General features: G+C 55.9%; 17 protein-coding genes and 1 tRNA gene. 9 read left to right on the plus strand and 9 right to left on the minus strand.

What is annotated here, in order from left to right; genetic code table 11:
* Positions 1 to 31 precede the first annotated feature (31 nt).
* Positions 32 to 1,228 carry a Bcr/CflA family multidrug efflux MFS transporter gene (locus AC6I8E_RS12610; RefSeq protein WP_013358537.1) on the minus strand — a complete coding sequence of 399 codons (1,197 nt, stop codon included), beginning with the start codon at positions 1,226 to 1,228 and terminating at the stop codon, positions 32 to 34.
* A 49-nt stretch (positions 1,229 to 1,277) separates the two neighbouring features.
* A complete protein-coding gene (gene rsuA / locus AC6I8E_RS12615; protein WP_033783707.1) occupies positions 1,278 to 1,997 on the minus strand; it encodes a 16S rRNA pseudouridine(516) synthase RsuA in 720 nt (239 codons plus the stop codon).
* Between the two features lie 155 nt (positions 1,998 to 2,152).
* On the opposite strand from rsuA, the gene radD reads away from it, so the two are divergent.
* On the plus strand, positions 2,153 to 3,907 hold the full coding sequence (gene radD / locus AC6I8E_RS12620) for a DNA repair helicase RadD (protein WP_013358539.1): 1,755 nt from the start codon (positions 2,153 to 2,155) through the stop codon (positions 3,905 to 3,907).
* A gap of 141 nt (positions 3,908 to 4,048) precedes the next feature.
* On the plus strand, positions 4,049 to 4,333 hold the full coding sequence (gene rplY, locus AC6I8E_RS12625) for a 50S ribosomal protein L25 (RefSeq protein ID WP_013358540.1): 285 nt from the start codon (positions 4,049 to 4,051) through the stop codon (positions 4,331 to 4,333).
* 119 nt (positions 4,334 to 4,452) lie between these two features.
* Here the strand turns inward: rplY and yejK are convergent, their stop codons facing one another.
* Positions 4,453 to 5,457, minus strand: a complete 1,005-nt coding sequence (gene yejK / locus AC6I8E_RS12630) for a nucleoid-associated protein YejK (protein ID WP_013358541.1) — start codon at positions 5,455 to 5,457, stop codon at positions 4,453 to 4,455.
* A 158-nt stretch (positions 5,458 to 5,615) separates the two neighbouring features.
* Here yejK and AC6I8E_RS12635 point away from each other — a divergent pair, with 158 nt between their 5' ends.
* The 5 genes from AC6I8E_RS12635 (at position 5,616) to AC6I8E_RS12655 (ending at position 9,202) form a co-directional block, all read left to right on the plus strand.
* On the plus strand, positions 5,616 to 5,843 hold the full coding sequence (locus AC6I8E_RS12635; protein WP_010248348.1) for a YejL family protein: 228 nt from the start codon (positions 5,616 to 5,618) through the stop codon (positions 5,841 to 5,843).
* A gap of 22 nt (positions 5,844 to 5,865) precedes the next feature.
* Positions 5,866 to 7,620, plus strand: coding sequence for an LPS biosynthesis-modulating metalloenzyme YejM (gene yejM, locus AC6I8E_RS12640; protein WP_497824056.1), 1,755 nt, complete (start codon positions 5,866 to 5,868; stop codon positions 7,618 to 7,620).
* Positions 7,621 to 7,693: 73 nt separating this feature from the next.
* Positions 7,694 to 7,770: transfer RNA gene (locus AC6I8E_RS12645), tRNA-Pro, on the plus strand.
* 439 nt (positions 7,771 to 8,209) lie between these two features.
* Positions 8,210 to 8,413, plus strand: coding sequence for a hypothetical protein (locus tag AC6I8E_RS12650; RefSeq protein ID WP_003854174.1), 204 nt, complete (start codon positions 8,210 to 8,212; stop codon positions 8,411 to 8,413).
* Between the two features lie 72 nt (positions 8,414 to 8,485).
* Entirely contained in the window at positions 8,486 to 9,202 is a 717-nt protein-coding gene (locus AC6I8E_RS12655) for a 4'-phosphopantetheinyl transferase family protein (protein ID WP_497824057.1), read from the plus strand.
* 156 nt (positions 9,203 to 9,358) lie between these two features.
* On the opposite strand, the gene AC6I8E_RS12660 is transcribed toward AC6I8E_RS12655, so the two are convergent.
* The 3 genes from AC6I8E_RS12660 to apbE all read right to left on the minus strand — a co-directional run bounded on the left by AC6I8E_RS12660 (position 9,359) and on the right by apbE (position 12,794).
* Positions 9,359 to 11,011 carry a multidrug ABC transporter permease/ATP-binding protein gene (locus AC6I8E_RS12660; protein ID WP_497824058.1) on the minus strand — a complete coding sequence of 551 codons (1,653 nt, stop codon included), beginning with the start codon at positions 11,009 to 11,011 and terminating at the stop codon, positions 9,359 to 9,361.
* Positions 11,012 to 11,106: 95 nt separating this feature from the next.
* Entirely contained in the window at positions 11,107 to 11,748 is a 642-nt protein-coding gene (gene alkB, locus AC6I8E_RS12665; protein ID WP_497824059.1) for a DNA oxidative demethylase AlkB, read from the minus strand.
* Positions 11,748 to 12,794, minus strand: coding sequence for an FAD:protein FMN transferase ApbE (apbE, locus tag AC6I8E_RS12670; protein ID WP_497824060.1), 1,047 nt, complete (start codon positions 12,792 to 12,794; stop codon positions 11,748 to 11,750). The genes alkB and apbE overlap by 1 nt, the downstream gene beginning before the upstream one ends.
* 172 nt (positions 12,795 to 12,966) lie before the next feature.
* Here apbE and AC6I8E_RS12675 point away from each other — a divergent pair, with 172 nt between their 5' ends.
* Both AC6I8E_RS12675 and AC6I8E_RS12680 read left to right on the plus strand, forming a co-directional pair.
* On the plus strand, positions 12,967 to 13,077 hold the full coding sequence (locus tag AC6I8E_RS12675) for a hypothetical protein (protein ID WP_013358547.1): 111 nt from the start codon (positions 12,967 to 12,969) through the stop codon (positions 13,075 to 13,077).
* A 149-nt stretch (positions 13,078 to 13,226) separates the two neighbouring features.
* Positions 13,227 to 13,421, plus strand: coding sequence for a hypothetical protein (locus AC6I8E_RS12680; RefSeq protein WP_013358548.1), 195 nt, complete (start codon positions 13,227 to 13,229; stop codon positions 13,419 to 13,421).
* 26 nt (positions 13,422 to 13,447) lie between these two features.
* Here the strand turns inward: AC6I8E_RS12680 and ompC are convergent, their stop codons facing one another.
* The 3 genes from ompC to AC6I8E_RS12695 all read right to left on the minus strand — a co-directional run bounded on the left by ompC (position 13,448) and on the right by AC6I8E_RS12695 (position 18,475).
* Positions 13,448 to 14,566 carry a porin OmpC gene (ompC, locus tag AC6I8E_RS12685; protein WP_033783713.1) on the minus strand — a complete coding sequence of 373 codons (1,119 nt, stop codon included), beginning with the start codon at positions 14,564 to 14,566 and terminating at the stop codon, positions 13,448 to 13,450.
* A gap of 598 nt (positions 14,567 to 15,164) precedes the next feature.
* On the minus strand, positions 15,165 to 16,334 hold the full coding sequence (locus tag AC6I8E_RS12690) for a beta-barrel domain-containing protein (protein WP_013358550.1): 1,170 nt from the start codon (positions 16,332 to 16,334) through the stop codon (positions 15,165 to 15,167).
* Positions 16,331 to 18,475, minus strand: a complete 2,145-nt coding sequence (locus AC6I8E_RS12695; protein ID WP_497824061.1) for a type I secretion system permease/ATPase — start codon at positions 18,473 to 18,475, stop codon at positions 16,331 to 16,333. Before AC6I8E_RS12695 ends, AC6I8E_RS12690 begins: the two co-directional genes overlap by 4 nt.
* Positions 18,476 to 18,486 lie beyond the last annotated feature (11 nt).

The raw sequence follows: 18,486 nt of genomic DNA on the forward strand, positions 1-18,486 counted from the left end.
CGGACAACGGCGGGGAAACCACTGCGCCCGATTAACGGGGCGCAGTGCGGGAACGTGAAGCGTAGAAAAAGAGCAACAGAGAGATTGTTGCGCAGAGTGCGATAGTGCCGACCATCGGCCAGGCGCTGTTAAAACTCACCAGCGACAGCAACGCACCGACAAACGCGCCGACGCCAAAACGCAGCGTGCCCGCCAGGGACGAGGCCGTGCCCGCCATGTGCGGGAACTCATCCAGGATCACCGCCATCGCATTCGATGAGACCATCGACACACAGCCGATAAACAGCGCGATCCCCATCACCAGCGGCAGGAAACCGAGGCTGAAAGCGCTGACAATCAGCAGCCAGATCCCCATGCAGAACTGAATCAGCAGGCCCAGCCGGAACATTGCCACCGGGCCAAAGCGGCGCACGGCGCGGCTGTTAATCAGCGTCAGCAGAAACAGAAACACCACGTTAAGGCCAAAGTAGTAGCCAAAGTTTTGCGGTGAGACGTGATTCAGCTCGATGTAAACAAAGGGGCCAGCATTGAGAAAGGTAAACAGCCCGGCAAAGGAGAAGCCGCTCGCCAGCATATAGCTGAACGCCCGCTTGTGGCGGAACAGGGTTACGAAATTGCCCAGCGTGGTGCGCAGGTGAAACCGCTGTCGCTGCTCCGGCTTCAGGGTTTCGCGGATCTGGGTAGTGACCAGCACCGTCGTCACCAGTGCCGCGCCCGCAAGTGCCCAGAAGATGGCATGCCAGCTCCAGAGCACCAGCAGCCAGCCCCCGATAATCGGGGCCAGCAGCGGCGCAATGGTGGTAATCAGCATCACAAAGGACATCATGCGCGAGAAGTCCTCTTTCGAGTAACTGTCACGCATCAGGGCATTAATCACTACACTGGCTGCGGCAGCCGACAGCCCGTGCAGGAAGCGCATCAGAATCAGCTGGTCGATGCTCTGCGACAGCGCACAGGCCGCGGCGGCACAGGCGAAGATCAGGGTGCCGAGTGCAATCACCGGCTTACGCCCATAGCTGTCTGCCAGTGGCCCATAGATAAGCTGGCCAATCGCGAAGCCAAGGATGTAGAGGTTAAGCGACATCTGCACGCTACCGGCTGACACACCGAACTCACGCGCAATCTGCGGCATCGCAGGCAGATACATGTCGATCGACAATGGCATCAGCATGGCTAACAGACCAAGGATGACAACCAGTCCTGTTGGCGAATTCTTTTCCTTACGCACAGCCTCTCCTGCACAAATGAATCAGGTACGGGCCGCCTGGCCCGCCCGGTTATTTTGCCTGCAGCTCTTTTGGCAGACCGATACTGGCGATCTCGTCTTCTGTCAGCGCCCGGTATTCGCCCGGTTCCAGATCGTCGTCCAGCGCAATGTCACCGATACGTTCGCGATGCAGCTCAATGACCCGGTTGCCGACGGCGGCAAACATCCGTTTCACCTGGTGATAGCGGCCTTCGCTCAGGGTCAGCCGCACGTCTGTGGGGGTAATCACCTCCAGCTGTGCCGGTTTCGTCAGGTCCTTCTCATTGTGGAGCTGCACGCCCGCGGTAAACTGCGCGGCCGTATCGTCACCGAGCGGCGATTCCAGGGTGACACGATAGGTTTTCTCGCAGTGATGACGTGGCGAGGTAATGCGGTGTGACCACTGGCCATCATCTGTCAGCAGCACCAGCCCGGTGGTGTCAATATCAAGACGCCCTGCCGCGTGCAGTTTGAATGACATTGGCTCTTCGATGAAATAGAGGATAGTCGGATGATCGGGATCGTCGGTTGAGCAGACGTAGCCCTGCGGTTTGTTCAGCATAAAGTAGCGTGGGCCGGTGAGCATCTGCAGCACGTTGCCGTCGTAGGCGACTTCGTGGTCGGGCAGCAGTTTAAACGCGGTGTCGCGCACCACTTCACCGTTGACGGTGACACGCTGGCCACGGATCTCGCGATGAGCGATAGCGCGGCTGATTTCCAGTTGCTGAGAGATGAATTTGTCGAGTCGCATGAATTCGTTTTGCCTGTTACTGCGGAGGGAATCTGAAACGGCCTGGTTAACCGTTGAAAATGTGCGGGAAGTATAACGTGATCCGCGCCAGCCTGACAGCGCGTTTACCGCCCTTTCATGGCATAATTACCACCAGTTTTATAAAAGTGAGCAACATGTCTTTTACCTTACGCCCCTATCAACAGGATGCGGTGAATGCCACCGTGGCGCATTTCCGTCGCCATCAGGAGCCCGCCGTTATTGTGCTGCCAACCGGTGCCGGAAAGAGTCTGGTGATTGCCGAGCTGGCACGGCTGGCGCGTGGCCGGGTGCTGGTGCTGGCGCACGTCAAAGAGCTGGTGGCACAGAACCACAGCAAATATCAGGCTTACGGACTGGAGGCCGATATTTTTGCCGCCGGCCTGCAGCGCAAAGAGAGCCAGCGCAAAGTGGTGTTTGGCAGCGTACAGTCGGTGGCGCGTAACCTCGACCTGTTCGACAGCGCCTTCTCGCTGGTGATCGTCGATGAGTGCCACCGCATCGGCGATGACAAAGAGAGCCAGTATCAGCAGATCTTCAACCATCTGCGTCAGCACAATCCTCAGCTCCGTTTACTCGGCCTGACCGCCACACCGTTCCGGCTGGGTAAAGGCTGGATTTATCAGTTCCACTATCACGGCATGGTGCGTGGCGACGAAAAATCGCTGTTCCGCGACTGCATCTATGAGCTGCCGCTGCGCTATATGATCAAGCATCAGTTCCTGGTGCCGCCGGAGCGGCTGGATATGCCGGTGGTGCAGTATGATTTCAGCCGCCTGACGGCACAGTCTAACGGCCTGTTCAGCGAAGCCGATCTGAATCGCGAGCTGAAACAGCAGCAGCGCGTAACGCCCCATATCATCCGGCAGATTGTGGAGTTCGCTGAAGATCGGCTGGGGGTGATGATTTTCGCCTCAACGGTAGAGCATGCGCGGGAAATTCTGCAGCTGCTGCCTGAAAACAGCGCGCTGGTCTCTGCCGACACCCCCGCCCGCGAGCGTGATGCCCTGATTCTGGCGTTTAAAGCGCAGCAGCTGAAATTCCTGGTGAACGTGGCGGTGCTGACCACCGGGTTTGATGCTCCGCACGTGGATCTGATTGCGATCCTGCGCCCGACCGAGTCAGTGAGCCTCTACCAGCAAATCGTCGGCCGCGGGCTGCGGCTCTCGCCCGGTAAAACCGACTGTCTTATCCTGGATTATGCCGGTAATCCGCATGACCTTTTTACGCCCGAAGTCGGCGCGCCTAAAGGTAAGAGCGACAACCAGCCGGTGCAGGTTTTCTGTCCCGCCTGCGGTTTCGCCAACACCTTCTGGGGCAAGGCGACCGCCGATGGCATGGTGATTGAGCATTTTGGCCGACGCTGTCAGGGCGTGCTGGAAGATGATGAGGGTGAGCGCGAACAGTGTGATTTCCGCTTCCGCTTTAAAAGCTGCCCTGACTGTGGCGCAGAGAATGATATTGCCGCCCGGCGCTGCCATCAGTGCGACAAAATTCTGGTCGACCCGGACGATATGCTTAAAGCTGCCCTGAAACTGAAGGATGCGCTGGTGCTGCGCTGTGGCGGTATGACGCTGGAACAGGGCCGCGACGCCAAAGGTGAATGGCTGAAGGCAACTTATCATGATGAGGAAGGCACCAGCGTCAGCGAACGGTTTCGCCTGCAGACACCCGCCCAGCGTAAGGCGTTTGAACAGCTCTTTATGCGCCCGCATCAGCGCGCGCCCGGCGTACCGCTGGGCTGGCAGACCGCCGCTGACGTGCTGGCGTTGCAGCCCCTGCTGCGACATCCCGACTTTGTCGTGGCGCGCGCCAAAGGCCAGTTCTGGCAAATCCGCGAGAAAATGTTTGATTATCAGGGTCGTTATCGCCGCGCCAATGAGCTGCGGTAATCCCTGCTGGCGGGTATATCGTTTGCTACCACCTGGCATAACGGCTATACTGCCGCCCGCTTTTGCATGTGCATCAGCGGGATTGAATAACCTGCCTGTTACTGGGTCGCCTGTAGCAGGATTAAATAAAGAGATATATTAATGCTCACTATCAATGCAGTAGAACGTAAAGAGCAGGGTAAGGGTGCGAGCCGCCGCCTGCGTACAGCAAACCGTTTCCCGGCCATCATCTACGGTGGTTCTGAAGCGGCTGTTGCCATCGATCTGGATCACGACTCAGTAATGAACCTGCAGGCTAAGCCAGGTTTCTACGACGAAGTTCTGACCCTGTCAGTTGACGGCAAAGAAACTAAAGTGAAAGTTCAGGCTGTTCAGCGTCACCCGTTCAAGCCAAAACTGTTCCACATCGACTTCGTTCGCGCTTAATCGCGAATTACGTTGAAAAACAGAAGGGCCGGTTGAGAAACCGGCCCTTTTATTTTGTCGCTGATACACCAGGACAATCGACGTATCAGGCAACAGAGCCGGGCTAAGCCCGGCTTTTTTTATTTGCTGCTGGTACGGCGCTGGAGCTGATCGCGCAGATTAGGCGGTGTGCCCTTAATCGTCAGAGTGTCCGTGGCCGGATCCCAGAAAATGCGTTCACCCAGCAACATCGCATCAAAGTTCAGGGTCAGTCCCCCGCCGCTTCCGGCAAACTTTGTCAGCTGACGCAACGTGCTGCGATCCGCAGGGAAGCTCTCTTCCAGCTCGTAACCCTGCTCCTGGGTAAAGGCCTGGAAGGTTTTTTCGCCCAGCGGTGGCAGTTCGCTCGACAGATCTTCCAGCGCAATCTCTTCGCCCGCCTGCAGCTGCTCGTTGCAGTAGCTGTAAACCTGCTGGCGATAGTTCTGCCGCTCCTGCTTGTCCAGTTCCGATTCGTTGCAGTAGTCATCGACCGCCTGCAACAGACCGCGGTTCTGCGCCTTAGTGTCTAATCCCACTTCGGCTCCGAGGAAGTCCATAAAGAAGTCAGCGACCTTACGACCAACGCGGCCGCGCAGGAAGGTCAGGTAACGGGTCGATTCCGGGTTGGTTTCCCATTCGGTTAAGTCGATACGCGCTACGATGTCCGCATGATTGATATCGAGATAATGCGTGCTGCTGATATCCAGCTGCTCATTGACGCGCATGCTGGACTGGCTGTTCAGCACCGCAATCAGCAGGTACTCCACCGCCAGATAGCGATAGTGAATAAACAGCACCACGCCGCCTTCCGCAAACGGGTATTTTGCCAGCTCGTCGCGCAGACGACCGGTCGCGGCACGGCTAAAAGCGAGAAAATCATCGTTGCCCTTACGACAATTACGCAGCGCTTCTGCCAGTTCACTCTCAGCGTTGAACAGGCCATAGGCTTTGCTTTTTGCGCTGTAAACCCGGTGTAACTCTTCCACCATCGCGTTGACCGTGTTGGTGGCAGGCAGCAGCGAATCGCGCAGCGCCAGTTCAAGCTGGTTTTCATCGCGTTTGATTAACTGATGCAGGGCAATCTGGTCGATATCCAGACTCATGGTAGACTCTCCTTTTAGCACAGGCGCGTATTCAAACACCGCCAGCATCGGCTTTCAACTCCATGCTGAAAGCGAACGCGGTACTTTCGATAAAATTGCGGTAAAAAGTGCGCTGTTCCGGTAATATATCGCCTTTTGAAATGAGCTTAGACGACGATATGGCACAATCATCACGCTACAGTGACGAACGCGTGGAACAACTCCTCGCGGAAATGGCCCAAATCCTGCACAAGGATAAAGCCCCCACCGACCTCTCCCTGATGGTACTGGGAAATATGGTGACCAACTTAATTAACAGCGATGTCGCTCCGGCGCAACGTCGTTCACTGGCACGCTCTTTCGCCGATGCCCTTCAGGCATCTGTGCGCGACGACAACGCTCATTAATTGGCTGATTTGACTTCATAATATGGTAACCAACCGGCAGCGCTACCGCGAAAAAGTCTCCCAGATGATCAGTTGGGGGCACTGGTTTGCTCTGTTTAATATCTTATTCGCGCTGATTTTAGGCAGTCGCTACCTGTTGGTCGCCGACTGGCCTTCTTCGCTGGCGGGGCGTATCTACGCCTATACCAGCTGGGTTGGCCACTTCAGTTTTGTCGTGTTTGCCGCTTATCTGCTGATTATTTTCCCGCTGACCTTTGTGGTGATGTCGCAACGGCTGATGCGGGTGTTATCTGCGGTGATTGCGACGTCCGGGCTGACGCTGGTGATGGTCGACAGTGCGGTCTTCAGCCGTTTCCACCTGCACCTGAATCCGGTGGTATGGGAACTGGTCATTAACCCCGATCAGAGCGAGATGGCGCGTGACTGGCAGCTGATGTTTATCAGCGTGCCGCTGATTTTCCTGGTCGAGATGCTGTTTGCGACCTGGAGCTGGCAGAAGCTGCGCAGCCTCAATCGCCGTTCATTTGGTAAACCTGTCGCAGCTCTGTTTATCAGCGCCTTCTTTGCCAGCCACCTGATGTATATCTGGGCCGATGCCAACTTCTATCGCCCGATTACCATGCAGCGAGCCAATCTGCCGCTCTCCTATCCGATGACCGCCCGCCGCTTCCTGGAACGTCACGGCTTGCTGGATGCGCAGGAGTATCAGCGCCGTCTGGTTCAGCAGGGGGATCCGGAAGCGCTGGCGGTAGAGTATCCGCTGAGCGACATTACTTTCCGTGACGCCGGGACACGCAATAACCTGCTGGTGCTGACCGTCGATGGTCTGAACAACGCCACGCTGGCCAAAGCGCTGCCGCAACTCAATCAGTTTGCCAGCGAGAACGTGCGTTTCACGCAGCACTACAGCGCGGGTGATACGCCGGAGAAAGGCTTATTCGGCCTGTTCTACGGTATCTCCTCCAGCTACATGAACGGCATTCTGGCCTCCCGGACGCCGTCTGCCCTGCTGGGTGCATTGAGTACCCAGGGTTATCAGTTTGGCCTGTTCTCCTCAGAAGGCTTTAATCCGCCGCTCTACCGCCAGGCGTTGCTGACCGATTATTCACTGCCTGCCACCAGCAGTCAGCCCAACGCCAGCACCGTGGGGCAATGGCAGAACTGGCTGGAGAAACAGAAAGATTCACAGGCGCCCTGGTTCTCATGGATCGCCCTGAACGGCCCTGATGTGACCGGCGACAGTGCCAAAGCGCGTCAGCGCAGCTATCTGCGTCAGGCTCCGGCTGTTGATGAACAGATTCACGCGGTGCTCAGCAGCCTGCAGGCACGTGATTTGCTGAAGAACACCGTCGTGGTGATCACCGCGCAGCGTGGTCTGGCGCTGGATGGCAATCCTGACAGTGCCGGAAACCGCCAGACGTTGCAGGTGCCGTTAGTGATTCACTGGCCTGACACCCCCGCGCAGACGGTTGATCGCCTTTCGGATCATCAGGATGTGATGGCGACGCTGATGCAGCGCCTGCTGCATGTGCGGACCAATCCGGTGAATTACTCGCAGAGTGAAGATCTGTTTGCAGCGCGTCGTCGCCATGACTGGGTCGCCAGCAGCGAAGAGAATAAACTGGTCATTACCACGCCGCAGGTGACGCTGGTGCTCAACAACAATGGCAGCTATCGCGCTTATGATGCGCAGGGCAACGCGCTTAAAGATCACAAGCCAGAGCTGGCATTGCTGTTGCAGGTACTCACCGAGGAGAAGCGGTTTATCGCTAACTGATTAATTATCAGGCAAATAGTTTGCGGGTATCTTGCATTCATGACGATAACCAGTAGACTTATCTTCCAGTGTTCGGCACGTAGCGCAGCCTGGTAGCGCACGGTCATGGGGTGTCCGGGGTCGGAGGTTCAAATCCTCTCGTGCCGACCAAATTCCCTGAAAAGCAGCCCAAAAGGCTGCTTTTTTCGTTTCTGTCGTCAGACTTTAACTTCCCTCGCACGTCCAGCAATCCGATCTATACTTCAAAACGTGTGGGTAACAAGAGGAGAGTTCATGACATTCATCGAAAAAGACGATCCAACCGAAGCACCCGAGTCCGGCGATAAGCAACCTTCCCCGCCAGACGAAAAGTAACCCACAGGGCCGCGTCTGACGCGGCCTTTCTTTGTCGCTGCTTCCCATTGCTTAATATTCAGATTAATCCCGAACGGGGTTAACATTCCTCATGTAATCATCAGGTTAAAGCTTGCAAAAAAGCCTGATCCGCCTCACAAAAGTAGCCACCCGCTGCGCTTTTTCATCAAACTGAAACAAAAATGTCACAGAAAATAACTACCCTGAACTCCCCAGAAATTGACGGATAATTTTTATGGCGATCAAAGCGAAAAGCCTGAAAGATGCAGAAGCGTTACTTCATTCAGGCATTAGCAAAGTGGAACTGGCGTATGACATTGGCAGCGACGATTTCTTTCGTCTGGCGAGCCACTGGTGCGACCGGGGTGCACGCATCAGCAGGGGTCACCACCATTTCGTTGTTTCTCTCAAGAGTTTTGCCATTCCTCCCAACGACTGATTGCGGCGGGCTGCTTGCCCTGAACCATCGCGCCTGATTAAATGCCTTTTTGGGTTCTGATGATGGTTTCGCATGCGCTATCCCGACCTGCCGCTGCCGCCTGTTGCAGGCGGCTTCATCCTTTCCTGTCATCTTAACCACAGCGATCCTTTGCTGGCGGTGAGTCACTTTGACCCACAAAAATACCATGACGCGCTGGCTGTCGAATGGGGTATTCCACTGCCCGCCCGACTGCAGCAGGCGGTCAATAAAAGACGTGCGGAATATCTTGCCAGCCGGTTACTTGCCCGGTCAGTAATGGCAGAACTGGGCATTGATGATTTCATTCTGACTAACGCGCCTGACCGCTCCCCCCTCTGGCCTGCCGGCATTCAGGCGTCACTGTCACACAGTAGTGGTGTCGTCGTCGTGGCGGCTACCCGTCAGCCCTGCGCAGTTGGCGTCGATGTCGAGCAGTTGATGTCAGAGACCACGGCACAGGAAACGGCAACGCTGCTGATGAACGAGCAGGAACAGCAGCTGTTGCGGACGCTGCCCATCTCCTTCAGTGCGGCCGCTACCCTGCTCTTCTCGTTCAAAGAAAGCGTATATAAAGCGCTATGGCCACAACTGCATCAGCCGATGGACTTTCTGGATGCGGCACTGGTGTCCGTAGATTTCGCGCAGCAAAGTGCCACGCTGAGCCTGACTCAGCACTTCGGCGAGCGTTTTGCGAGGGGGACGTTACTGGAAGCGGACTTTATGTGGCAGGAGAATCAGGTCATCACCCTGGTCACGCATCGGCTTTAAAAAAACCGGCTAAACAAGGGTATTTAGCCGGGGTAAACACAGACGAAAGAAGACGTTTCAGGATGGCAGAAACCGACGTTTCTGCTGATTGCTAAAGTAGCCTGTCTGACGCGCAGCACGCCAGTGCGCTTTTCTGCTAAGTTTTGCCAGCTGCCGTCAAAGTCCGGTGTCGGTGCGCTTGACCGAGTCGAGCGTGGCAAGATCGCGCTCATTACCGGTTAGTTCCGTTAACTGGCCTTCGCGCATCTCCAGCAGCCGGTCGGCATGAATGAAGTAGTGATCGTCATGGCTGATGGCAAACACCGTTTTACCCGCCTGCTGCAACCACGGCAGCAGCTCGCGATAAAAGATGCGGCGAAAATGGGGATCCTGATCGGCCGCCCACTCATCCAGTAACAGCACATCGCGCTCTTCCGCCACCGCCAGCAGCAGCGCCAGTCGCTTACTCTGCCCTTTAGATAGCCGCAGGTTCAGCACTTTGTTGCCTTCAATCTTCAGTTTGTCCTGCATCTTCAGCCGCTCCAGCCACTGCTGAACCAGCGCCGGATTGGCCGCAACCCCTTCCCGCCCGATTAACCGGTCAAACAGATGCAGGTCGGTAAAGACCGCCGAGAACTGGCTGCGCCACACATCCAGCTCGTCAGCCGTGATCGCTTTACCATCAAGCAGCAGCGTGCCGGACTGCGGCTGATAAAGTCCGGTCATCAGCATCGCCAGCGTCGATTTCCCGCTACCGTTGCCGCCAATCAGGAACACCAGTTCTCCCCGGCGCAGCGTCAGGTTAATTGGTCCCACCTGGAAGCCATTATCACCATAGTGAAAAGAGACGTCGCGCAGCTCCAGTGTCTGCCAGTCAGAGACGGCAGATGGGGCATGAAACCCGGGCTGATAAGGCGCGAGGTCAAAGGCGTTGAGCTTACGGAAAGCGACCTGGGCACTGAGCAACGTCGGTAACGCACCCACCGCCGAAAGCAGCGGCGTGCGTAAGAAAAGCAGCGTCAGGGAAAAGGTGGCGGCGACGGCGGTATTAGCCCAGCCCAGGCTGTTAGCCATAAAAAAGACCATGCCGATAGCGCCTAGCGTCATGATATTTGACCAGTTAACCGCACTGAGATGGTAAGTATCCGCGCGTACAATATGATGACGCCAGGCGCGGGCATCTTCCTGATACACGGTGTCATAGACCTGCTGTGCACGGAAGCGGTTAAGCTGCAGCTCTTTGCGCCCTTCAATCACCGTCTGGTAATCGCGATAGAGGTTATCTTCGATTTCCCGCAGCTTTGCCATGTGCTGATACACGCGTGAAACCAGCATCCAGCCGCCCACCAGCGTGACACCCAGCCAGAGACTGGTCACCAGCAGCATTTTGGGCGACAGCCAGGCGAGATAAATTGCCGAGCCAAGCGTAATGATGACGCCCTGAAACAGCTCCGGCAGGCGTACAAAGGCCAGCGTAATCGCCCGCACATCGCTGGTCAGCCCCGCCAGCAGCTGCGCACTGCCGAGTTGCTCGATGCGCTCAACCCGGGAATCGAGGATACGCTTAATAAACTCGCCGCGCAGTCGCCAGACAAACTGATGGCCAAGCATCGTCAGCGCCAGCTGCGAGGCCAGCGTCACCGCCATCAGCACCACCAACTGCAACAGAAACTGCGGCAATACCGCAAAGGAGGTGTTAATGGCGACAATCATTTCGCGATTGATGAAGGCGATCATGCCGATACCCAGCACGGCGCTTAACAACGTCAGCGCAATCACCCCGAGAAAAGGCCAGCGGAACTGGCGAAAAACAACGCTTAACAACGTCATGCAGGCAATCCATCAGCTAAAAACAGCCTGCAGTGTAATGGGATGCCAAATGATAGCAATAGTTATTCTCACCACGCCATAACCGGCGTGGCGGGTCAAAAGGCGCGGCGAAACGTCAGGTTATAACGCCAGGGACCGGCCAGCGGATGAACGCCTGGCTTCAGCGGCAGGATGCCGTGATAACGCAGGCGCGACGGCCCGCCCCACACCACAATATCGCCATGTTCCAGCAGCACACGCTGAGTCGTGTCGCCGCGCTCGAAGCCGCCAAACTGGAAAACCGCCGGCAAGCCCAGCGACACCGAAACGATAGGCTGGCGCAGATCTTTCTCATCTTTATCCTGATGCAGCGTCAGCTTCGCGCCCGGTTCATAGCGATTAAGCAGGCAGGCATCCGGATTAAAGTCAGGAAATCCTGCCTCTGATGCCGCCTGCTTTGCCAGAGTACGAAACAGCGGTGGCATGGGTGGCCATCGACGTCCGTTGAGGTTGTCCTGCTGCTGATAATTGTAGCCACGTGAATCCACCGACCAGCCAAAATCGCCGCAGTTGGTCATCGCCACCGACATGCGATGGCCGCCGGGCGTAATGCGATGGGCAAACGGGTTCTGTTCCGCAATCGTCATGATCTGCTGATAAAGCGCTTCTGCCTCTTCGCGCGCGCGACGCCGCAGGATCACAGCACCTTCAGCCAGCGGCTCCTGCCAGGGTTGCTCTTCACTAAAAAGATCTAACATCAGGGTTCTCCGGATTTGTCGGGGATCAGGAAGGCAGCAAACTGCGGCGACATCCAGCTGACAAATTTATCGCCCTGCTTACTGATCAGATAGACCGCCAGATGCTCTTTTATCGCCAGCGCTTTGGCTTTTTCGGTACCGAGTACCATCAATCCGGTATCCCAGCCGTCGGCTTCCAGTGCCGTAGTGGCGATCACCGTGGCGGAGACCAGTTTATGCTCAATGGGCCGTCCGGTAACGGGATCGATCACATGAGAAATGCGCTTGCCGTCCAGTTCATAATAGTTGCGATAACTGCCGGAGGTGCTGATACCGTGTCCCTGCAGATCAACGCGCGCCTGAACCGCATTTTCGCGATCCGTCGGTTTCTGAATCGCCACACGCCACGGCTGCTGCTGCGCATTCAGACCACGACTCAGCACCGCACCCCCGACCGACACCAGATAGTTGTTGATGCCGAGCTGCTCCATCAGCCGCGCCAGATGATCGGTAGCGAAGCCCTCGCCCACCGTTGAGAGATCCACATAAAGGTCAGGCAGATCTTTCTGCAGCCACTGCCCGTCTGCACCCTGCACCACCCGCAGATGCTGTAACCCGATCTGCGCCCGGGCGGCAGCGATCTGTGCCGCATCCGGCGTATGACCAGGCTGTTTCGTCGGCCCAAAACCCCACAGGTTAACCAGTGGCCCGACGGTGATATCCATCGCCCCGCCGGTTTGGCGGCCAATTCGCAAAGAGGTGATGACAATATCCGCCATATTTTCACTCACCGGCTGCGGTGACAGCTCCCGGCTCTGGTTGAAGCGCGATAGCACGGAATCGGCTTTCCAGGTTGAGAGTTCAGCATCATCCGCGTCCAGCCGCTGCTGAATGCGCTGCTGCAGCTCCGCTTTACGTTCGCTCTCTACTCCCGCCAGGCTCACACGCCAGACGGTCCCCATCGTTTTTCCTTCCAGTACCAGTGCGGTTGTTGCCGCTGGCTTATCACAGGCTGCTAACATCAGTACCAACATCGCTATAAACAGCAGATTAATCTGAGAACGCATCTTCCCTCACTTGTAACACTTTATTCAGCTCTGCTACAAAGCATAAACTTCGGGTAAATTAGCTTAAATAGCGTTGAATATTTTTCTGAATCACGAGAACATTCACCGGTCATCTATCCTGACCCCGCCTCCCGACAGGCGATAAACATTAATTCAAAGTAAGGAGCTACAGATGATTTATGCGATTCTCGTTATTGCCCTGGGTCTGTTTGTTTATGGAAGTTATAAAGTGGTCGAACAGCGTCGTCATCGTCATATGACGCCTTCCCGGCCGCGCCATTAACAGGCCTGGCTGCACCTGATTGGGGCAATGCCTCTCTGACGCGCGCGGCAAGTGTACCAAAACGGGCGCGCCGTCTGTGGCTGTGAGAGCGGTAAAGCTGGCATGAATTCTGCACTGTTGAAACAGTGTTTATCTCTGAGAGGTGCAGAATGAAAAATTCACAGAAGTGGCCAACAGCATGGCATCACTGGCTGAGCTTTTCAGCCTTTACGCTGGCAGGTGTGGCATTTGAAGGTGCACGATTCGGCAGTGTTGTGTCGTCGGTAACAACAGCACCAGAACCCACAAAGTGGCAAAAGGCTGAAGCGCTCAGCCCGGAAGGTGATGCAGGAGCGCAGCGGTAACTGCGCTCCCTGACAACTCAGAACATTTAGAACTGGTAAACCAGACCCAGTGCCACCACGTCGTCGGTATTGATACCGGCTGCGTCGGTGAAGGCGTTGTCGTCCAGCAGGTTGATCTGGTAATCAACATAGGTAGACATGTTTTTGTTGAAGTAGTACGTCGCGCCAACATCGATATATTTTTTCAGATTCTGTTTGCCCCAGTTCTGAACATCGGTGCCGCGTGAGGTAACATAGGCCAGGGATGGACGCAGGCCGAAGTCAAACTGATACTGTGCAACCAGTTCCCAGTTATCCGCTTTATCCGCATACCCGTAAGCTGAAGAGGCGTCACTGCTGTCACCAAAGCGGGTCGCATTGTAAGCACGTGAGTACATCGCTGCCAGATAGACATTGTTCGCGTCATATTTCAGACCGCCTGTGTACACTTCCGCTTTATCGCCGCGGCCAAGAATACCTGACGTTGCGCTGTTCTGATCGTTGGTACGGTCAGACTGGAAAGCTGCTGCGCCAATGCCGAAGCCCTGACCCAGATCATAGGTGGTGCTCAGACCCCAGCCGTCGCCGTTCTGGCCCAGTACGTCGCGGCCATTAGGTGATTCGCTGCTGTTGCCATTCTTGCCCTGATACTGGACTGCAAAGTTCCAGCCATCCACCAGACCAAAGAAGTTATTGTTGCGGTAGGTCGCCATGCCGTTACCGCGCTGATACATGAAGTTATCCGCGCCATAGGTATCGCCACCAAACTCGGGCAGCACGTCGGTCCATGCGCCGATGTCGTAGGCTACGCCGTAGTTACGACCGTAGTCGAACGAGCCTGCATCCCCAAATTTCACGCCGGCAAAGCCGACACGGGTGAAGCTGTCAGCAGTGCCCTGAGACTCGGCGTTGTTCAGCGCGGCCTGATATTCCCACTGGCCGTAACCGGTCAGCTCATTGCTGATTTCGGTTTCACCTTTGAAGCCGAAGCGAACGTAGGATTGGTCGCCGTCAGAGCTGTCGTTATCAGAGAAGTAGTGCAGACCGTCAACTTTACCGAAGAGGTCTAATTTGTTGCCGTCTTTGTTATAGATTTCAGCTGCGTTTGCTGATCCTGCTGCAACCAGCAATGCAGGGATCACCAGGGAGAGAACGCGACGTTTCATTTTATTACCCTCTGTTATGTGCCTTTATTATTTGCCACTGCGAACTGAATGATTAAAAATTCAGCCGGCAGGCCATTGTTGTTATATAACGGGCAATAATCCACCAGGAAAATGCTACTAAATTTCCAAAAGTGTTTCATAAGTCGAAACAGTTATTTCTTAATGTAAATATCGAGGAACTAATAACCAGCACGGATCGATAAAAATCAGCGCACGAATCGTCAATCTCAATTGGTATTCTTTGTTATCAACAGGTTGCATCAGACCTTTCTGAAGCACTGAATGATAAAACTTTTGCGGAATCTGGTAATAGAATAGACCCCGCTATCATCATTTATTCCATTATTACCTTCATTCTCCCCGAATGAGATGTACAACTTATTATTTCCCGCCGGACAAATCGTCCGGCATTTTTTTGCCTGCAATTTGCCGTTCCGTTATATCCACGTAAACTTTCTTAAGCGGGTTAAATTAACTACGTCTTATTTCCACACAGAGTGTTAAATTGCGCACGCTTTGCACACGGAATGATGAGATATCCGCCATGTTAATTTATCACCGTAATTAAGCAGGCGGATAGTGGGGATGCTGCTGATTGTCAGCGCTCGCGTAGCGATTCTTTGACTTTATTCAGCGGCTTAATCAGATAGTCCATGACCGATTTCTGACCGGTTTTAATCTCCACGTTGGCCACCATACCCGGCACAATCGGGAATTTTCGTCCGGCACGGTTGGTCAGCTCCGCTTTCTGGGTACGAACGTAAACACGATAGTAATATTGATCGCGTTTTACCTCATCCTGCAGGGTATCGGGCGACACCGTTTCAACTTCGCCGGGCAGGTCGCCATAGATAGAAGAGTCATAGGCGGTCACTTTTACGGTGGCGGCCAGACCGGGGCGGATATAGGCGATATCACGTGGATTGATGCGCGTCTCAATCAGCAGCTGATCCTCCAGCGGCACGATTTCCATCAGCTTACCGCCTGGCTCCAGTACGCCACCGACCGTGGTGACCTGAATATCTTTGACGATGCCGCGTACCGGTGAGTAGAGCGTAGCACGCGTCAGCTGATCCTCTTTGCCCGCAGCAACCTGCAGTTGTGCATCCAGTTCGGCATTGTTTTTCACCTGCTCTTCATGGGCACGCACCAGATAGTCGTTACGCGCCTCATCAATTTTACCGCGCAGATCGCTGACCTGACGGCGCAAACGAATCACCTCGACCTGTCCTGCCGCGCCCTTAGCCACCAGCGGTTCCGTCAGCCGCAGTTCATCCTGTACCAGTTTCAGCGACTGCTGCAGGTTACTGATGGTTTCGGTGAGATTACGACGACGCGATTCGTAGAGCTGCCGTTCGCGCGTGACCAGGTTCGGCTCCTTCAGGGTTTCGGCGCTGAACGTCAGCGGCGTGCCCGACAACTCGGCCTCAAGCCTTTCGGATGAGGCACGCAGCGTGCGCACTTTGGCCTGCGCTTCGCCGAAGTTGGACTGGAAGCGCGTCGGATCGAGCGTCGCCAGCACCTGCCCTTTCTCAACAATATCGCCCTCATGCACATTCAGCTGTTTGACGATGCCGCCGTCCAGGCTGTCAATCACCTGCGCGCGGCTGGAAGGTGTTACCTTACCTGTGCCGACGGTCACCTCATCCAGAATGGCGAAGTGCGCCCATATAAGAAAAATCGCCAGCGCGGCGGTGCAGAGCCAGATAATTGCCGATGTCCGGCGCTCATGACGGGCAAGATCTTTATCAACAATAACCAGACTCATGCAGCATCTCCTTTCCCTGGCGTCGCTGGCGTCGTCGCACGGCGCAGGATCTCGTCACGCGGACCATCGGCCACAATCCGGCCGTTATCCATCACCACAATCCTATCAACCATCTTCAGCAGCGCCGGGCGATGCGTCACCAGCACCAGCGTCCGGCCACTGATCCAGCCCTGTAGCTGACGGATCACATGTTCCTCCAGCTGTTCATCCATGGCCGCAGTCGGCTCATCCAGCAGCACCACCTGCGGCTGCCGCAGGATCATCCGGCTCAGCATCACCATCTGACGCTGCCCGCCTGACAGCCCGCGTCCGCCTTCATTGATAATACGATCCAGACTGGCGGCATCCTGCTGGACCAGCGACAGCGCGCCGCTGATGCGCAGCGCCTGCAGCATCTCCTGTTCGCTGGCGTGGGGATTACCCAGCATCAGGTTCTGCCGCAGCGTGCCAAAGAAGAGACGGGAATCATGCGACAGCCAGCCGAGCTGACGGCGTAAATCGACAGGATCGATACGCTCAATGTCGACGCCATCGACAATGACTTTGCCCTGAGTGGCCTGCGCCTGACCGGCCAGGATCTTCAGGAGCGTCGACTTCCCTGCCCCGACTTTGCCCAGAATGGCAATCTTCTCGCCGGGCTTGATCTGCAGCTGCTGCACGTGGAGCACATTTTTTTCATTCTCTTCGTCATAGCTGTAATGGACATTGCGCAGATCGTACTGGCCGGTAAGCGTCGGACAGTGCGCCAGCGTGGCGGCTTCAGGCTGATCGAGCGGCTTTTTCAGCAGCTCATCTAGCCCTTTCATCGCCATTTTGGCGTGCTGCCAGCGTGAGAAAACCATGGTCAGCTGCATTAATGGGGCGATGGTGCGGGATGAGAGCAGGCTACAGGCAACCAGCGTACCGGTGGTGATTTGCGAATCGAGCACCAGATAGACACCAAACACTAGCATTCCGGCATAAGTGAGCTGCTGCACGGTCGATGCCCAGCCGGTAAGGCGTGCGCCCCATAACCGCTGCTGATTGCTGATTGAAGCGCTGACTTCGTGGGTCTGTTCCCACTGACGCTGGAAATAGGGTTCTGCCTGCAGCGCCTTGATATCCTCAATCCCTTCGATGGTTTCCACCAGCACCGCATTGCGCAGCGCGCCCTCGCGCAGCCCCTCTTTGGCCAGCCGCGCCATCGGGATCTGCACCAGCAGGCCGGGAATAACGATCAGCGGGATTGCCGCCAGCGGGATCAGCACCAGCCAGCCGCCCACAAACGACATGATAAACAGGAACAGGATGACAAACGGCAGATCGGCTGCTGCACCCACCGTGGTTGAAGTCAGCAACTCACGCACCTGGTCGATCTCACGCAACTGCGAAATAAAGGAGCCGGTCGATTTTGGCCGCGCCTCATTACGGATGCTCATCGCCCGGGCAAACAGCATGGCGGAGACTTTGAGGTCGATGCGTTTGCCCATTAAGTCTGACACCTGAGTTCGCATCAGCCGGATCACATACTCAATGGCTGCGGCGATCAGCACCCCGACAAACAGTACCCACAGCGTGGACTGCGACTGCGCCGGAATCACCCTATCGTAGACCTGCATCGAAAAGAGAATACCGGCCAGCGCCAGCACATTACTGATCACCGAGGCCAGCGAGATCTCGGTAATACGGCGACCCATGCCACGAAAGTTTTTCCAGAACCAGTGCGGCTCATAGGGCTGAACAAATTCGTCGATACGCGCATCCCGGCCACGCGCCGCCACGCCAATCACGCCGACATCGCCCTGAGCGCGCGTCAGCAGTTCCGATAAGGCGCTTTCACGCACCACATCGCCGCCTTCACTGAGCCAGTAGCGTGCGCTGCCGTCAGAATCGATATTCTCCAGCACCGCCACGCTGGCATTTTCCAGCACCAGCACCACCGGGGTGATCTCCTGACGCCAGCGCAGTTTGTTCTGCGGTACCATGGCCAGATGCAGTCCCAGCAGCCCGGAAAGCCGCTCCAGCTGCTGTGACACCGGCAGATGTTCAAACCAGCGCATCTGCTGACGCAGGGTTTTACCATCGGCAGGTTTACCGAATCGCGCGGCGACGCGCAGCATGGCGGCAATCCAGTTATCGGTATTCAGGGTTGAAGTACTCATTATTTATGCCT

This window comes from Pantoea sp. X-Soil-YNGN-785 (assembly GCF_059730585.1).

Coding starts and splice junctions, on each gene's coding strand:
- apbE (WP_497824060.1), bottom strand. CDS start 12,794: ATGCGTTCTCAGATTAATCTGCTGTTTATAGCGATGTTGGTACTGATG.
- AC6I8E_RS12650 (WP_003854174.1), top strand. CDS start 8,210: ATGGCGATCAAAGCGAAAAGCCTGAAAGATGCAGAAGCGTTACTTCAT.
- alkB (WP_497824059.1), bottom strand. CDS start 11,748: ATGTTAGATCTTTTTAGTGAAGAGCAACCCTGGCAGGAGCCGCTGGCT.
- AC6I8E_RS12695 (WP_497824061.1), bottom strand. CDS start 18,475: ATGAGTACTTCAACCCTGAATACCGATAACTGGATTGCCGCCATGCTG.
- AC6I8E_RS12690 (WP_013358550.1), bottom strand. CDS start 16,334: ATGAGTCTGGTTATTGTTGATAAAGATCTTGCCCGTCATGAGCGCCGG.
- ompC (WP_033783713.1), bottom strand. CDS start 14,566: ATGAAACGTCGCGTTCTCTCCCTGGTGATCCCTGCATTGCTGGTTGCA.
- AC6I8E_RS12680 (WP_013358548.1), top strand. CDS start 13,227: ATGAAAAATTCACAGAAGTGGCCAACAGCATGGCATCACTGGCTGAGC.
- yejK (WP_013358541.1), bottom strand. CDS start 5,457: ATGAGTCTGGATATCGACCAGATTGCCCTGCATCAGTTAATCAAACGC.
- yejM (WP_497824056.1), top strand. CDS start 5,866: ATGGTAACCAACCGGCAGCGCTACCGCGAAAAAGTCTCCCAGATGATC.
- AC6I8E_RS12635 (WP_010248348.1), top strand. CDS start 5,616: ATGGCACAATCATCACGCTACAGTGACGAACGCGTGGAACAACTCCTC.
- radD (WP_013358539.1), top strand. CDS start 2,153: ATGTCTTTTACCTTACGCCCCTATCAACAGGATGCGGTGAATGCCACC.
- AC6I8E_RS12675 (WP_013358547.1), top strand. CDS start 12,967: ATGATTTATGCGATTCTCGTTATTGCCCTGGGTCTGTTTGTTTATGGA.
- AC6I8E_RS12660 (WP_497824058.1), bottom strand. CDS start 11,011: ATGACGTTGTTAAGCGTTGTTTTTCGCCAGTTCCGCTGGCCTTTTCTC.
- AC6I8E_RS12655 (WP_497824057.1), top strand. CDS start 8,486: ATGCGCTATCCCGACCTGCCGCTGCCGCCTGTTGCAGGCGGCTTCATC.
- rsuA (WP_033783707.1), bottom strand. CDS start 1,997: ATGCGACTCGACAAATTCATCTCTCAGCAACTGGAAATCAGCCGCGCT.
- rplY (WP_013358540.1), top strand. CDS start 4,049: ATGCTCACTATCAATGCAGTAGAACGTAAAGAGCAGGGTAAGGGTGCG.